Source organism: Lentzea nigeriaca, assembly GCF_016907955.1.
Lineage (GTDB): Bacteria > Actinomycetota > Actinomycetes > Mycobacteriales > Pseudonocardiaceae > Lentzea > Lentzea nigeriaca.
Window position 1 is genome coordinate 47,006 of the sequence record NZ_JAFBCX010000019.1, and the last position, 13,441, is coordinate 60,446.

20 protein-coding genes are annotated in these 13,441 nt (G+C 68.3%); 14 read left to right on the plus strand and 6 right to left on the minus strand.

Annotated features, from left to right (window positions below; genetic code table 11):
* Positions 1-5 precede the first annotated feature (5 nt).
* On the plus strand, positions 6-1,298 hold the full coding sequence (locus JOD27_RS38405; protein ID WP_204767279.1) for a hemolysin family protein: 1,293 nt from the start codon (positions 6-8) through the stop codon (positions 1,296-1,298).
* Positions 1,291-1,623, plus strand: coding sequence for a cytidine deaminase-like protein (locus tag JOD27_RS38410; RefSeq protein WP_204767280.1), 333 nt, complete (start codon positions 1,291-1,293; stop codon positions 1,621-1,623). The genes JOD27_RS38405 and JOD27_RS38410 overlap by 8 nt, the downstream gene beginning before the upstream one ends.
* On the opposite strand, the gene JOD27_RS38415 is transcribed toward JOD27_RS38410, so the two are convergent.
* Positions 1,620-2,048 carry an ester cyclase gene (locus JOD27_RS38415; protein ID WP_204767281.1) on the minus strand — a complete coding sequence of 143 codons (429 nt, stop codon included), beginning with the start codon at positions 2,046-2,048 and terminating at the stop codon, positions 1,620-1,622. The two genes, JOD27_RS38410 and JOD27_RS38415, sit on opposite strands and share 4 nt — an antisense overlap.
* A 260-nt stretch (positions 2,049-2,308) precedes the next feature.
* On the opposite strand from JOD27_RS38415, the gene JOD27_RS38420 reads away from it, so the two are divergent.
* From JOD27_RS38420 to JOD27_RS38455, 8 genes are all read left to right on the plus strand, one after another.
* Positions 2,309-3,253 (plus strand): PLL family lectin, encoded by a 945-nt coding sequence (locus JOD27_RS38420; RefSeq protein WP_239570914.1) that lies wholly within the window; start codon positions 2,309-2,311, stop codon positions 3,251-3,253.
* 61 nt (positions 3,254-3,314) lie between these two features.
* Positions 3,315-4,211: a GTPase Era gene (gene era, locus JOD27_RS38425; RefSeq protein WP_204767282.1), complete on the plus strand. Its 897-nt coding sequence runs from the start codon at positions 3,315-3,317 to the stop codon at positions 4,209-4,211.
* Positions 4,211-4,963, plus strand: coding sequence for a DNA repair protein RecO (gene recO / locus JOD27_RS38430; RefSeq protein ID WP_204767283.1), 753 nt, complete (start codon positions 4,211-4,213; stop codon positions 4,961-4,963). The genes era and recO overlap by 1 nt, the downstream gene beginning before the upstream one ends.
* A gap of 40 nt (positions 4,964-5,003) precedes the next feature.
* Positions 5,004-5,822 (plus strand): isoprenyl transferase, encoded by an 819-nt coding sequence (locus tag JOD27_RS38435; protein ID WP_204767284.1) that lies wholly within the window; start codon positions 5,004-5,006, stop codon positions 5,820-5,822.
* Positions 5,819-6,217 (plus strand): YbjN domain-containing protein, encoded by a 399-nt coding sequence (locus JOD27_RS38440; RefSeq protein ID WP_204767285.1) that lies wholly within the window; start codon positions 5,819-5,821, stop codon positions 6,215-6,217. Before JOD27_RS38435 ends, JOD27_RS38440 begins: the two co-directional genes overlap by 4 nt.
* Positions 6,218-6,239: 22 nt before the next feature.
* Positions 6,240-6,668 carry a hypothetical protein gene (locus tag JOD27_RS38445; protein ID WP_204767286.1) on the plus strand — a complete coding sequence of 143 codons (429 nt, stop codon included), beginning with the start codon at positions 6,240-6,242 and terminating at the stop codon, positions 6,666-6,668.
* Positions 6,665-7,675 (plus strand): permease, encoded by a 1,011-nt coding sequence (locus tag JOD27_RS38450; RefSeq protein ID WP_204767287.1) that lies wholly within the window; start codon positions 6,665-6,667, stop codon positions 7,673-7,675. The genes JOD27_RS38445 and JOD27_RS38450 overlap by 4 nt, the downstream gene beginning before the upstream one ends.
* Positions 7,672-8,367 carry a TIGR03943 family putative permease subunit gene (locus tag JOD27_RS38455; protein WP_204767288.1) on the plus strand — a complete coding sequence of 232 codons (696 nt, stop codon included), beginning with the start codon at positions 7,672-7,674 and terminating at the stop codon, positions 8,365-8,367. Before JOD27_RS38450 ends, JOD27_RS38455 begins: the two co-directional genes overlap by 4 nt.
* Positions 8,368-8,475: 108 nt before the next feature.
* On the opposite strand, the gene JOD27_RS38460 is transcribed toward JOD27_RS38455, so the two are convergent.
* From JOD27_RS38460 to JOD27_RS38470, 3 genes are read right to left on the minus strand one after another with little or no spacing between them, the layout of a single operon-like run.
* Positions 8,476-8,877 carry a Fur family transcriptional regulator gene (locus JOD27_RS38460; protein ID WP_204767289.1) on the minus strand — a complete coding sequence of 134 codons (402 nt, stop codon included), beginning with the start codon at positions 8,875-8,877 and terminating at the stop codon, positions 8,476-8,478.
* Positions 8,874-9,224: an ArsR/SmtB family transcription factor gene (locus JOD27_RS38465; RefSeq protein ID WP_112263712.1), complete on the minus strand. Its 351-nt coding sequence runs from the start codon at positions 9,222-9,224 to the stop codon at positions 8,874-8,876. Before JOD27_RS38465 ends, JOD27_RS38460 begins: the two co-directional genes overlap by 4 nt.
* 11 nt (positions 9,225-9,235) lie before the next feature.
* Complete coding sequence (locus tag JOD27_RS38470) at positions 9,236-9,514, minus strand: hypothetical protein (protein ID WP_307830576.1); 279 nt, start codon at positions 9,512-9,514, stop codon at positions 9,236-9,238.
* A gap of 17 nt (positions 9,515-9,531) precedes the next feature.
* Between JOD27_RS38470 and JOD27_RS38475 the strand changes: the two genes are divergently transcribed.
* Complete coding sequence (locus JOD27_RS38475) at positions 9,532-9,909, plus strand: antibiotic biosynthesis monooxygenase family protein (RefSeq protein WP_204767290.1); 378 nt, start codon at positions 9,532-9,534, stop codon at positions 9,907-9,909.
* On the opposite strand, the gene JOD27_RS38480 is transcribed toward JOD27_RS38475, so the two are convergent.
* Entirely contained in the window at positions 9,906-10,583 is a 678-nt protein-coding gene (locus JOD27_RS38480) for a tetratricopeptide repeat protein (protein WP_204767291.1), read from the minus strand. The genes JOD27_RS38475 and JOD27_RS38480 overlap by 4 nt on opposite strands.
* Positions 10,584-10,677: 94 nt before the next feature.
* Between JOD27_RS38480 and JOD27_RS38485 the strand changes: the two genes are divergently transcribed.
* Genes JOD27_RS38485 through JOD27_RS38495 form a run of 3 tightly spaced genes read left to right on the plus strand, consistent with a single transcriptional unit; the run spans position 10,678 to position 12,502 of the window.
* Positions 10,678-12,063, plus strand: coding sequence for a glycine--tRNA ligase (locus JOD27_RS38485; RefSeq protein WP_204767370.1), 1,386 nt, complete (start codon positions 10,678-10,680; stop codon positions 12,061-12,063).
* A 37-nt stretch (positions 12,064-12,100) separates the two neighbouring features.
* Positions 12,101-12,295, plus strand: coding sequence for a hypothetical protein (locus tag JOD27_RS38490; protein WP_204767292.1), 195 nt, complete (start codon positions 12,101-12,103; stop codon positions 12,293-12,295).
* 51 nt (positions 12,296-12,346) lie between these two features.
* A complete protein-coding gene (locus JOD27_RS38495; protein WP_204767293.1) occupies positions 12,347-12,502 on the plus strand; it encodes a hypothetical protein in 156 nt (51 codons plus the stop codon).
* 28 nt (positions 12,503-12,530) lie between these two features.
* Here the strand turns inward: JOD27_RS38495 and JOD27_RS45560 are convergent, their stop codons facing one another.
* Entirely contained in the window at positions 12,531-13,433 is a 903-nt protein-coding gene (locus JOD27_RS45560; RefSeq protein ID WP_204767294.1) for a serine hydrolase, read from the minus strand.
* Between the last annotated feature and the right edge of the window lie 8 nt (positions 13,434-13,441).

A 13,441-nucleotide genomic window follows, 5' to 3' on the forward strand; every position in this document is an offset into this window, starting at 1 on the left:
CGGGCATGAGCGAGAACCCAGCCGGCGTCATAGTGCTGGCCGTCTTGCTCGTGCTCGCCGCCGGTGTCTTCGCGTGTGTGGACGCCGCCCTCGGCACCGTGTCGCGCGCACGGGTGGAGGCGTTGCAACGGCAGGGCCGTTGGGGCACCGGGCAGTTGCTGCAGGTCCTCAACGATCGGCCGCGGCACGTGAACCTGTTGCTGTTGCTGCGTCTGTTCTGCGAGATGCTGGCCGCGGTGCTGGTCACGACGGTGTTCCTGAAGTACGTGAACCAGGGCTGGACGGCGGTTCTGTACTCCTGCCTGAGCATGCTCGTCGTGTCGTATGTGCTCGTCGGCGTCGGACCGCGCACCATCGGCCGTCAGCACCCGTACGGCGTGAGCCTGCTCGCCGCGGGCACGGTTCGTCAGCTCGGTCGCGTGCTCGGGCCGTTGAGCAAGCTGCTGATCCTCATCGGTAACGCGATCACGCCCGGCAAGGGCTTCCGCGAGGGGCCGTTCTCGTCCGAGGTGGAGCTGCGCGAGCTCGTCGACATGGCGCAGGAGCGCGGCGTCGTCGACGAGGGCGAGCGCGAGATGATCCACTCGGTGTTCGAGCTGGGCGACACGATCGCGCGCGAGGTCATGGTGCCGCGCACCGAGATCGTGTGGATCGAGCAGTCGAAGTCGCTGCGGCAGGCGCTCGCGCTGTCGTTGCGGTCCGGCTACACCCGCGTCCCGGTGATCGGCGAGAGCGTCGACGACGTGCTCGGCGTGGTGAACATCAAGGATCTGATGCGGGCCACGCTCGCTGAGGACGAGCATCCGAAGAGCGTCGCCGAGCTGATGCGGCCGATGAGCTTCATCCCGGACTCGAAGCCGATCGCGGACCTGCTGCGCGAGATGCAGGTGTCCCGCAGGCACATGGCCATCGTGGTCGACGAGTACGGCGGCACCGCGGGCCTGCTGACCATCGAGGACATCCTCGAGGAGATCGTCGGCGAGATCACCGACGAGTCCGACACCGACGACCGCCCGCCGGTCGAGCACCTGGAGGACGGCGCGGTGCGGGTCAGCGCGCGGCTCCCGGTCGACGACCTGGACGCGTTGTTCGGCACCGAGCTCGACGACCACGAGGTCGAGACCGTCGGCGGGCTGCTCGCGCAACGGCTCGGACGCGTGCCGCTGCCCGGCACCGAGGCCGAGATCGCGGGCCTGCGGATGCGGGCGGAGGGCGGCAAGGACGAACGCGGCCGCATCCGCGTCACCACTGTGCTCGTGCGTCCCGTGCAGCAGAAGGAGACAGAAGAAGATGACTGACCTCGCACCTGAGGACGCCAAGCTCGTCACGCTCGCGCGGTCCGTACGCGCGCGCAACGGCGCCGCGGAAGGCGCGGCTGTGCGTGACCTCGACGGTCGCACGTACAACGCGTCCACCGTGGCGCTGCCGTCGTTGAAACTCACCGCGCTGCAGGCCGCCGTCGCCGCCGCCGTGTCGAGCGGTGCCGAGGGCCTCGAGGCCGCGGTCGTGGTCACCGAGGCGTCCGCGGTGGACGCTGAGTCGCTCGCGGCCGTGCGCGACCTGACGTCCTCCGGTCCGGTGTTCCTCGCGGACGCCTCGGGTGAGCTCCGCGAGCAGCTCTAGGCAGGCATCAGGCCCAGCTGCATCATCATGCCCGCGGCGTCCGGGTGCGTGTGGAATTCCTTGATCTTGCCGTTCTCAGCCTTGATGAAGTAGGTCCCGCGGCTGGTCACCGACTTGCCGGTCGGCGGGATCTCCATGCCGCCCATCGCGAGCGTGCCGGTGTTGGTGCCGGTGAACTCCAGTTCGCAGGCGATCTGGTCGTCGGTACACACCATGTTCGTCGTACGGATGTGCATGTCCGGGAACGCGGTGAACCAGGACTCGGTGTAGGCGCGGGCCGCATCCCGCGTGCGCATCGGCTCCGCGGTCGTGTCGTCGATCCACACGAAGTCGTCGGCCAGCAGCTTCACGAAGCCATCGGTGTCGTGGCGGTCCCACGCGCCGATGCCTTCGTCGTTCAGGCGCTCGAGTTCTTCTCTCGACATGTCGCATCTCCTTGTGCACGAGCTACGAGTGGAGTGCGGGGGACACGGCCGCAAGCCTGCGCCCCGTTCACCCGTGCGGACCAGTGCCGGAAGACCTGATGAAGGGCACTCCCGGAACCTGACTGCAAATGGACTGAATTCCGTGCGGCACAAAATAAGGAAATCGCGGAAGTGATCTGAATGCACGATTGACCGTGTGCGCAATTCCGCCCTAGGTTCGGTCGCGGGGAGAATATTCGCGACCAAACCCGAGGATGGTCATGAAAAAGCTCAGATCTGTTCTCGTCGTGCTGTCGTTGTTGCTTGCCGGTGCCGTGGCGGCGGCTCCGGCTCAGGCGGAAGTCCGGGCGGGAGCCGCCACCGACAAGCTCACCGGCATGATCGTCGGCCACGAGCGCGGCCTCACCACGCAGGCATGGTCCGGCTGGGAGTCGCTGGGTGGCTACCTGATCTCGGCACCCGCGGTCTCGTCGTGGGCGGCCGGTAGGCTCGACGTGTTCGCCGTCGGCCAGGACCACGCGCTGTGGCACAAGTGGTACGACGGCGGCTGGTCCGGCTGGGAGTCGCTCGGCGGCTATTTGACGTCCGCTCCCGCCGCAGTTTCGTGGAGCAACGGGCGAATTGACGTGTTCGGGCGTGGCACCGACAACGCGCTCTACCACAAATGGTTCCAGAACGGCTGGTCCGGTTGGGAATCGCTCGGCGGCTATTTGACGTCGGCGCCGGGTGTCTCTTCGTGGAGCGCCGGACGACTCGACGTGTTCGGGCGCGGAAGCGACAACGCGCTCTGGCACAAGTGGTATGACGGCGGCTGGTCCGGCTGGGAGTCGCTGGGCGGTGTGCTGACGACCTACCCCGCGGCCGTCTCGTGGGGATCGGGCCGCATCGACGTGTTCGCCGGCGGCACCGACTCCTCGCTGTACCACAAGTGGTACCAGAACGGCTGGTCCGGCTGGGAGTCCCTCGGCGGCACGCTCACCTCGGGACCGGGCGCCTCCTCCTGGGCCTCCGGCCGGCTCGACATCTTCGCCCGCGGCACGGACAACGCGATGTGGCACAAGTGGTACGACGGCGGCTGGTCCGGCTGGGAGTCCCTCGGTGGCGGGCTGATCTCCGGCCCGGCAGCGGTTTCCTGGTCGTCCAACCGCATCGACACGTTCGTGATCGGCACTGACAACGCGCTCTACCACAAGTGGTGGGCGTGATCGTCTAGCAGAGGAAGGGACCGGCGACAACCCTGTTGCCGGTCCCAGGGACAATGGACCGATGGATGGTTACCGCTCCGGGTTCGCGTGCTTCGTCGGCCGCCCGAACGCAGGGAAGTCGACGCTGACGAACGCGCTGGTGGGCACCAAGGTCGCCATCACGTCGAACAAGCCGCAGACCACCCGCCACACGATCCGCGGCATCGTGCATCGCCCCGACGGCCAGCTCGTGCTGGTGGACACGCCCGGCCTGCACCGGCCGCGCACGCTGCTCGGCCAGCGGCTCAACGACCTGGTGCGCGAGACGTGGTCGGAGGTCGACGTCGTCGGCTTCTGCGTGCCCGCGGACCAGAAGGTCGGCCCCGGCGACAAGTTCATCGCCGCCGAGCTCGAGAAGGTCGCCAAGCGAACGCCCGTGGTCGGCATCGTCACTAAGACCGACCTGGTGTCGCCGCAGCAGGTGATGGAGCAGCTGCTCGCGTTGCAGAAGGTCATGGAGTTCGCCGAGATCATCCCGGTGTCCGCTGTCGACGGCTTCCAGGTCGACAAGCTGAGCGACCTGCTGCTGCAGAAGCTGCCGGAGGGGCCGCAGCTGTTCCCGGACGGCGACCTGACCGACGAGCCCGAGCAGACCCTGGTGGCCGAGCTGATCCGCGAGGCCGCGCTGGAGGGCGTGCGCGACGAGCTGCCACACTCCATCGCCGTGGTGGTGGAGGAGATGCTGCCGCGCGAGGGCCGTGACGACCTGATGGACATCCACGCGTTCGTGTTCGTGGAACGGCCGTCGCAGAAGGCGATCATCCTGGGCCACCGGGGTGAGCGGCTCAAGCAGGTCGGCATGACCGCGCGCAAGCAGATCGAGGCGCTCCTGGGCACCCGTGTGTACCTGGACCTGCACATCAAGATCGCCAAGGACTGGCAGCGCGATCCGAAACAGTTGCGCCGCTTGGGATTCTGATGGCGAATCTGTACCGCGACACCGGGATCGTGCTTCGGGTGCAGAAGCTCGGTGAAGCGGACCGGATCATCACCTTCCTCACGCAGCGGCACGGCAAGCTCCGCGCCGTGGCGAAGGGCGTGCGCAGGACGTCGTCGAAGTTCGGTGCGCGGCTGGAGCCGTTCTGCCACGTCGACGTGCAGTTCCACCCCGGCCGGTCGCTCGACATCATCACGCAGGTGCAGACGCTGGACGCATTTGGTGTCGGGATCGTCAACGACTACCAGCGCTACACGGCCGCGTGCGCGATCCTCGAGACAGCTGACCGCCTCACCGCCGAAGAGGGCGAACCGGTCGTGCGGCTCTATCTGCTCGTGACTGGGGCTTTGAGAGCGTTGGCTGCGGCGGAACGTGACCCTTCGCTGCTGCTGGACGCGTTCCTCATGCGTGCCATGGCCTTCGCCGGTTGGGCGCCCGCGGTGAACGAGTGCGCGAAGTGCGGCACTCCCGGCCCGCACCGGGCGTTCAGCGTCCAGGCCGGCGGCACGTGCTGCCCGAACTGCCGCCCGCCCGGCTCGGCGTCGCCGTCCGCGGACACGCTGACGTTGCTCTCGGCGCTGCTGCACGGCCAGTGGGGCGTGGTCGACGAGATCCCGCACGTGGCCCGCCGCGACGCGAGTGGCCTGGTCGCGGCACACCTGCAGTGGCACCTCGAACGGCAGCTGCGATCATTGCCTCTGGTCGAGCGCAAGGCCAGGCCGGACGACGGCTAATCTGGCGGCCACCCGAACGTCAGGAAGGATGCCGAGCCTCATGCTGCGTCGCCGCCGCTCCGAACGCGAGAAGCGCGTCCCGCGCCCGCCGGAGCCGCACCCGTCCGGCGCGACGCCCCCGGCGATCCCCGCCGAGTTCGTGCCGAAACACATCGCGATCGTCATGGACGGCAACGGCCGCTGGGCCAACCAGCGGGGACTGTCGCGGGTCGAGGGTCACAAGCGCGGTGAGCAGGTCGTCGTCGAGGTCGCCAAGGGCGCGATCGAGATGGGCGTGAAGTGGCTGTCGCTGTACGCCTTCTCGACCGAGAACTGGCGCCGCAGCCCCGAAGAGGTCCGTTTCCTCATGGGCTTCTCCCGCGACGTCATCCACCACCGCACCGACGAGCTCGACGAGCTGGGCGTCCGCGTGCGCTGGGCCGGTCGCCGGCCGCGGTTGTGGCGCAGCGTCATCAAGGAGCTGGAGATCGCGGAGGAGCGCACCCGCGACAACGACCAGCTCAACCTCGCGATGTGCATCAACTACGGCGGCCGCGCCGAGATCGGTGACGCCGCCCGCGAGATCGCCCGCCTCGCCGCCGCCGGGCAGCTCAACCCGGACAAGGTCGACGAGAAGACCATCGCGCGCTACCTCTACCAGCCCGAGATGCCGGACGTGGACCTGTTCATCCGGCCGTCGGGCGAGCAGCGCACGTCGAACTTCCTGCTGTGGCAGTCCGCGTACGCCGAGCTGGTGTTCCAGGACATCCTGTGGCCCGACTTCGACCGCCGCGACCTGTGGCGGGCCGTCGAGAAGTTCGCCGAGCGCGACCGCCGCTTCGGTGGTGCGATCGACAAGCCCGATTCGGAGGTGTCGTGAACGCGAGCGGTGAGGCACTCGAGGCCGCGCGCAAGGCGTTGGAGCTCTTCCATGACGTCTCGGTGGACGACGACGGCGCGTTGAGCTTCCGCCACGGCGACGTGCCGTGCGCCGTGCAGGGCATGGAACTGGCCGAGGGCCTGACCGTGCTCTCGTTGACGTGTGTCGTCGCGTGGGACCTGCCGGCCGATGCGGCCGTGTGGGTCGCCGAACGCGCTGGTCAGGGCCTGTTCGGCACGCTCGGTGTCATCGCGTCCGAGCGTGGCACGGACGTGATGCTGCGCTACGCGTTCCCGGCGGACGGCCTCAAGCCGGAACCGCTGAGCACACTGCTCATGCTGGTCGTGTCGACCGCGTCGCAGGTGCGCGGCGAGCTCCTCTCCCGCTTTTCCTAGAAAGGACCCTTCCATGGGTGGCGTGATCATTTACGAGCCGGAAGAGGACTCGGACGTCAACGAGTTCCCGTGGACCGTCACGTTCGAACCGTCGGGCGGCGACGAGTGGGACTCGTTCATCTGCGGCCCGTACGAGCGCGACCACGCAGTCGCGCTGGCCGAGGCCGTGGCGCTGGACGACGCCGAGGGCGGCGTGCTGGCCATCGTGAAGCCGATGCTGCCTGCTCTGAGCGCCGAGGACGTCTCCGCCACGATCGAGGAGCTCCGCGAGGCCGCCCTCGAAGAGGAAGACGACGAGGACACGGTCAACGGCACGCCCGTCGACTTCGACGACGAGGACCTCGAGGAAGAAGAGGCCGAGTTCGCGGAGCCGCCGTCGCCGGAGGAGATCCGCGAGGGCATGGCCCGCACCTACCGTCGTCTGCTCGACCTGGACGCGGACGCGGAATGACGATCACCGGCGAGATCCGGTCGTCCAAGCGGCGCTCAGGCCCGCCTCGGCTGAAGATCACGTCGCTGGAGGTGCTGTGCGGGATCCTCGTTCTCGCACTGCTCTTCCAGTCCAGGCTCGTCGACCTGCTCGACGTGCCGAAGCTGCGCACCGCCTCGACCGTGTTCGTGGCGATCTGCGTGCAGGCCATGCCGTTCCTCGTCCTCGGCGTGCTGATCTCCGGTGCGATCGCGGCGTTCGTGCCGGCGTCGGCGCTGCGCAAGCTGCTGCCGTCCAAGACAGCCCTGGCCGTGCCCGTGGCGGGTGTCGCGGGCGTGGCCCTGCCGGGCTGCGAGTGCGCCTCGGTGCCCGTCGCGCGGCGGCTGATGCAGCAGGGTGTCGCGCCCGCCGTGGCGCTGACGTTCCTGCTGGCGGCGCCGGCGGTGAACCCGATCGTGCTGGTGGCGACGGCGGTGGCGTTCAACGACACCCCGATGATGGTCGTCGCGCGGTTCGTCGGCTCGCTGCTGACCGCGATGGTCATGGGCTGGTTGTGGGTGCGCTTCGGCAAGATGGAGTGGATCGCTGAGCGCGCCCTGGCACGTCTGCACGACCACGACGGCACGTCGCGTTGGGCCGTCTTCGCCGAGAGCGCGCGCCACGACCTCGTGGACGCCGGTGGCTTCCTGGTGCTGGGCGGGCTGTTCGCGGCGACGTTCAAGACCTTCATCCCGGTCGCGTGGATGCAGACGATCAGCGGTCAGATCGTCCTGGGCGTGCTGGTGATGGCGTTCCTGGCCGTGATCCTGGCGCTGTGCTCGGAGGCCGACGCCTTCGTGGCCGTGGCCTTCTCGGCTCTGCCGCTGCTGCCGCGCCTGGTCTTCCTGGTCGTCGGCCCCGCCGTCGACGTGAAGCTGATCGCGCTGCAGGCCGGTGCGTTCGGCAAGTCCTTCGCCTTCCGGTTCGCACCGGCTACCTTCGTAGTGGCGATCTTGTGTGCCGTGGCGACAGGAGTGGTGCTGCTGTGAGGCGGGAAACCCAGAACATCCTGCTGGTCCTGCTCGGCGGCGCGCTGCTGAAGATCAGCTTCTCGGGTCTGTACCTGCGCTACGTGCAAAAGGGCCTGTTACCGCTGCTGATCGCCGCCGGGGCCATCATGATCGGCCTGGCGCTGTTCGCGATCATCCGCGACATCCGCCGCGGCAAGGCGGTCGACGACGGCCACTCGCACTCGTCGCGCTCGACCTGGCTGATGCTGCTGCCGGTGCTCGCGGTGTTCCTGATCTCGCCACCCGCGCTGGGCGGCGAGGTCGTGAGCTCCTCGGTGGACACCAACCAGACGCAGCGATCCCGCAACCTGCTGGGCGACCTGCCGTCCGGAGAGGTCATCCCGTTGTCCATGACGGAGTTCGTCACGCGCACGGCGTGGGACGAGTCCGGCACCCTGGACAACCGCCGCGTGAAGCTCACCGGGTTCTTGGCGCGCGCGGAAGGCGACACGTTCGTCGCACGGCTCGCGATCGCGTGCTGCGCCGCGGACGCCCGGCCGTTGAAGGTGAAGCTGGTCGGGGACGTGCCGGCGCTGCCGAACGAGCAGTGGGTCGAGGTGACCGGCAAGGTCGTGCCGAAGTCGGCGTCGGAGAAGAACTCCTGGGTGCCGAGCTTCACGGTCGAGTCGACCACTCCGGTGGCGCAGCCGGTCGAGCCCTACGAGAGCTGACCTGCCTGTCCTTGCAACGAGTCTTTTGCGGACGAAGTCAAAAGACTCGTTGCAAGGACGCAGGCAGAGGGCATCGCTGCCGACTGATATATCGGATATCAGTCGGAGTCAGGCCTTCTTGAGCTTGGCCGTGCACTCCGCGCACGTGCCGAAGATCTCGACGGTGTGGCTCACCTCGGAGAAGCCGTTCTCGGCAGCCACGCGGTCCGCCCACTTCTCGACGGCGGGGCCCTCCACCTCGACCGTGCGGCCGCAGTGGCGGCACACCAGGTGATGGTGGTGGTGGGCCGAGCAACGGCGGTAGATGGCCTCGCCCGAGTCGGTGCGCAGGACGTCGACCTGGCCCGCGTCCGCCAGCGACTGCAGGGTGCGGTAGACGGTGGTCAGGCCGATGCCCTCGCCTCGGCGGCGCAGTTCCTCGTGCAGTTCCTGGGCGCTGCGGAAGTCGTCGAGCTGGTCGAGCAGGTTCGAGACCGCCGTGCGCTGCTTGGTGGACCTGAGTCCGGTCACAACTTCTCCTCGACGTGCGTCACTGCGTCCACCACGATGTGCGCCAGGTGTTCGTCCACGAGCCGGTAGACGACCTCGCGGCCGTGCCGTTCGCCGTGCACCACACCCGCCGACTTGAGCACCCGCAGATGCTGGCTGATCAGCGGCTGGGCGACACCCAGCGCCTCGACCAGTTCGTGCACGCAGCGGTCGTGCTCGCGCAGTTGCAGCACGATGGCGATGCGGACCGGGGCGGCGAGGGCGCGCAGCAGATCACCTGCCTCGGCCAGGGTGTGCGCGGCTCTGGGCGGCGCGGGTGCCGGGGCCTCGCGTTCGGGGGAGTGCTCGCCGTGCAGCTGGACGGTCATGGCGGCACACCTCACCTGGTAGGGATTTTCACAACCAATTCTACGGTGATGACGAGCAACACCAGCAGGACCACCACGCGCAACGTGCGTTGAGCTGGGGAAAGGACCCTCCAGGTGGCCGCGAGCAGCACCCCGGCACCGATGATCAGCACGCCTAAGAGCGCCGCGCCCACCGTGCCGCCCACCAGGACGCCGGTGAGGAACAGCCCGAGCACGAGCAGGAACGCCACCACCGGGCGGACGCGTGCCAGCGGGCCGTCGCCGGGCAGCAGAGGGCGCTTGGAGGTCACCGTGTCATCCTTGCACCGTGCTGCTCGTGTGCCGTTTCCGCGTATCCGACCCTGAGGCGTTTACCTCGCGGGTGGAGCACGCGCTGAAGCTCCTGACCGCTCAGCCGGGGTGCGGGAAGGGCACGCTGGCTCGGTCCACGGACGAGGACGACCGATGGGTGCTGACGGTCGAGTTCGAGTCCGTGGTGGCTTATCGGCGTGCGATGTCGCCGTTCCCCGTGCGCGAACACGTGATCCCGCTGCTGTCCGAGGCGCTGACCGACGAGCCCGCGATGTACGAGCCGGCGTTGACCAGCGTCGACGGCCAGGTCGAGACGCACACGAGCCTGCTCGCCGAGGACGCGTTCACCGTGCGGCTCGGCGAGGCGGCAGGGCCTGCGACTCCCCGCAGTTAGTTCTGGGCGGCGATGGCTTCCATCTCCTCGACCCATTCCTCGTGCGAGTCGTGGGGCAGGAGTGCCAACGCCCTGCGTGCGGCTTCGGCGGCTTCTTCCTTGCGCCCCAACGCGTGCAGGGTCTTGGCCTTGCCGCTCTCCGCGTACGCCTCCGGGGTCTTCTCGAAGGCTTCCAGCGCCTCGTCGAAGCGCTCGTTCTCGTAGTAGTACCAACCGAGGTTGTTGTACAGCGGGCCGAGCCACCGCGACAGTTCCGGGTTCGCCTCGACCAGTTCGAGGCCCTGCTTCGTCCACTTCTCGGGGTCGTCGACCAGTGACGCCATGTGCGCGGCGTCGACCGCCAGCGACAGGTCGCCGCGCGTCTTGGCCAGGATGAACGCCGCCACGAACAGCGGTTGCGCGGCCTCCGGATCGCCGCCGGAGCGGTGCAGCCTGCCGCGTTCGAGCAGCACGCGCACCCGGCCCGTCGAGTCGGGCGCGACGAGGGTCTCCGCCTCGTCGACCAGGGTGTGACCTGCGGCGAAGTTGTCGCGCAGGCCCTCGACGCGGGCGAGCTGCGTCAGCACCTCCGCGCGTTCGTCGTCGCTCTGCACGTTGCCCAGGAACGCGCGGAACCTCGCCTCGGTGCCGTCGAGGTCGGCGAAGTCCCACAGCTCTCGCAGCCGGTCTTCCATTCGTGCAGCGTAAGGCTCCGGTCGCCCGTTCGGGGCGCAACGTGACGGGCTAGGCTGTGGCCCCCCGAATCTGATTCCCCCGATGGAGTTCCCGTTGGCCGCCGATCGCATCGAGACCGTTGTCAGCCTCTGCAAGCGCAGGGGGTTCGTCTACCCGTGTGGGGAGATCTACGGCGGTACCCGCTCGGCGTGGGACTACGGGCCTCTGGGCGTCGAGCTCAAGGACAACATCAAGCGCCAGTGGTGGAACTTCATGGTCCGCGGCCGCGAGGACGTCGTGGGCCTCGACTCGTCGGTCATCCTGCCGCGTGACGTGTGGGTCGCCTCCGGTCACGTCGAGGCGTTCGTCGACCCGCTGATCGAGTGCGAGTCGTGCCACAAGCGGTTCCGCGCGGACACGCTGTCGGAGGAGTACGCGGAGCGCACCGGCAAGGAGGTCGCCGAGGGCGACGTGTCGGACGTGCCGTGCCCCAACTGCGGCGTGCGCGGCAAGTACACCGCGCCGAAGATGTTCAACGGTCTGCTGAAGACGCACCTCGGTCCGGTCGAGACCGAGGAGGGCCTGCACTACCTGCGCCCCGAGACCGCGCAGGGCATCTTCACGAACTTCCTGAACGTGCAGACGACGTCGCGCAAGAAGCCGCCCTTCGGCATCGGCCAGATCGGCAAGTCGTTCCGCAACGAGATCACGCCGGGCAACTTCATCTTCCGCACCCGCGAGTTCGAGCAGATGGAGATGGAGTTCTTCGTCGAGCCAGGGACGGACGAAGAGTGGCACCAGTACTGGATCGACGAGCGCACCCGCTGGTACACGGATCTGGGCATCGCGAAGGAGAACCTGCGGCACTACGAGCACCCGCAGGAGAAGCTCTCGCACTACTCGAAGCGCACCGTCGACATCGAGTACCGCTTCCAGTTCGGCGGCCAGGAGTGGGGTGAGCTCGAGGGCATCGCGAACCGCACCGACTTCGACCTCACGACGCACTCGAACGCCTCCGGCGTCGACCTGTCGTACTTCGACCAGGCCACGAACTCGCGCTACAAGCCGTTCGTGATCGAGCCGGCAGCCGGTGTCGGCCGCCCGATGATGGCGTTCCTGCTGGAGGCCTACGTCGAGGACGAGGCGCCGAACGCCAAGGGCGGCGTGGACAAGCGGGTGGTGCTGAAGCTCGACAGGCGGCTGGCGCCGGTGAAGGTCGCCGTGCTGCCGCTGTCGCGCAACGCGGAGCTGTCGCCCAAGGCCCGCGACCTGGCGACGGCGCTGCGCCGCCACTGGAACGTCGACTTCGACGACGCCGGTGCCATCGGCCGCCGCTACCGCCGTCAGGACGAGATCGGCACGCCGTTCTGCGTGACGGTCGACTTCGACACGCTCACCGACCACGCCGTGACGGTGCGGGAGCGCGACACGATGTCGCAGGAGCGGGTCGCGATGGACCAGCTCGAGTCGTACCTGGCCGCTCGCCTGATCGGCTGCTGAGAAGCGGCTCTCGCGGATTGATGGCACGCTCTGGCCGGTGATGATCATCGGCCGGGGCGGGCCACCGCAGTGGATTGCGGTGCACCCGGCGCGGGTCGAGTGGATCAGAGCGCGGCTGGCCGTCACGGGGTTGCTCGTGATCGGCGCGGCGGTGATGACGGCCGGGATCGGTGCGTTCCGGGGGAGTGCTTTCCGGGCTGAGCCTCGCCGCGGCGCGTTCCTGTGCGCGTGACGGGTACGTCGACGTCAACGGGGCTCGCCTGGTTCGCAGCCTGCTCGGGGTGTGTGGGGCGGCACGATCTTCTGCGCGCTGCTCGCCGGTTTCGCCGAGGTGATGGCGCCGTCGCCGTCGGCCGCGTATCTCACGTTGCTCGCGGTGATCGTGGTGCTGGGCGGATCGCGTTCTTCACCGCGCGACGGGTGTTGCGGGGTCTGCTGAGGGGCGGGCTGGTGCTGGCGGTGGCGCGTTAGCCGTTGACGCCGAGCTTCACCAGGAGAGCCTTGGAGACCGCGTTGATCGCCGTGCGCGCGGTGGTCCAGCTGCCGGTCGGGCTCGTGGTGAGGACGGCGACGGCGTAGCGGTTGTCGAGGACGCCCGCGCTGTGCAGGTAGACGTCGCTCGGCAGGTAGAACATCCAGCCCTGCTTGGCGTAGGCGCCGCTGACCCCGAGCAGGCCGAACTGCTGGTCGAAGCCGTCGGCGGCCGTGTCAGGGGCCGACGAGAGTGCGGCGACGATCGTGTCGCGCACCGGTGAGCCGAGGATGTAGCGGTAGAGCCGGACCATGTCGTTCGCGGTGATGACGACCTCGCCCCACTGCGACGGGTCGTCCGGGGCGTGGGTGCCGGTGAGGCCTGCCTCGGCGGCGACGCGGCCGATGGCGTCCATGCCGTCGAACCTCGTCCACAGCACGTCCATGGCCTCGTCGTCGCTGACGCTCAACGCGCGGTGGATCAGGTCCTGGTCGTCGGCGGACAACGGCTGTTGCAACGCGTCGACGGCGAGGATCAGCTTCGACAGGGACGCCGAGTAGAACGGCTGGTCGCCATGCTGCGAGATCATCTGGCCGGAGTCGAGGTCCAGGACGGCGACGCCGACGTCGGACCGGCCACCCGCGGCAGCGATATCCGATATATCAGTAGCAGATATATTGGATACCGCACTGATGCCAGGAGAGGGCGAGCCCGTATCCGATATATCAGGGCTCGCATGCGATATATCGGGCGCGGTATCCGACGTATCGGATGTCGTATCCAATACATCGGGACCGCGCGATATATCAGCTGACGACTTCGCGTGCGCGTTGCACGGCGAGGCGTCGGGGACCACGAAAACGGTCGCCGTGATGAGGATGATCAGAGCCCAGCGCACATCTCCAA